Annotated in this window: 1 protein-coding gene; it reads left to right on the forward strand. The window is 66.5% G+C overall.

Annotation, left to right across the window (positions count from 1 at the left end; all coding sequences use genetic code 11):
• Positions 1–409: 409 nt before the first annotated feature.
• A partial coding sequence (locus D1614_RS28085) for a hypothetical protein (protein WP_206610151.1) occupies positions 410–687 on the forward strand: 278 nt, incomplete at its 3' end.

A 687-nucleotide genomic window follows, 5' to 3' on the forward strand; every position in this document is an offset into this window, starting at 1 on the left:
AGGCACACCGGCGCGCTTTGCCGTGACCGAAGACATCAACGCCCCGCGCCGCCTGCTGCGGTTTATCGGCGCGATGGTCGTGGCTGCATATCGGCAGATTCTGCGCGACGACGGGCAGGACGCTACGCGTACGCCGTCGGCACAGCGGATCGGTACGTAAGTCTTGCGTCAAGCCGGAAAGACCAGCCGGAACCCGGTCCGCCCGCCCGGCGAGCTGCTGGCCTGCACGCTACCACCGTGCAGGTCCATGATGGTTGTGAAGATGGCCGGTCCCAACCCGGTCGACTGGCTTGATTGCGCACTGGATTGCGCCTGCTAGGGGCCGCCCCGGTAGAACCGCTCGAACAGCGGCGGCGAGGCGGTGTGCGGAATGCCCGGCCCCCGGGTTGCACACGGGAATGGCGTTCCCTTGCGGCACCGGTTCGATGGCCACGTCGATGCGCGCGCCGGTGGGCGTGTGGCGCAGCTGTGCTTCGCACTGCAGGTCGATGGTGATGTTGCGATCGGCTGCCGCTGGGCCGAAGCAGTCGACCAGCACCTGGACTGGCTGGCTTATCGACAGGAGAATGGGCGGGCGACATTACGGCGCAGGCAAACGCGGCAGTGCCGTCTGCTGCGCCGTGACGGTGGCGTTTATTCCGCTTGCAGTGCGGCGATGATCTTCTCAGCTTGGGCCTTGAGCTTGTC

This window comes from Maribellus luteus (assembly GCF_003576475.1).
Taxonomy (GTDB): Bacteria; Bacteroidota; Bacteroidia; order Bacteroidales; family Prolixibacteraceae; genus Draconibacterium; species Draconibacterium luteum.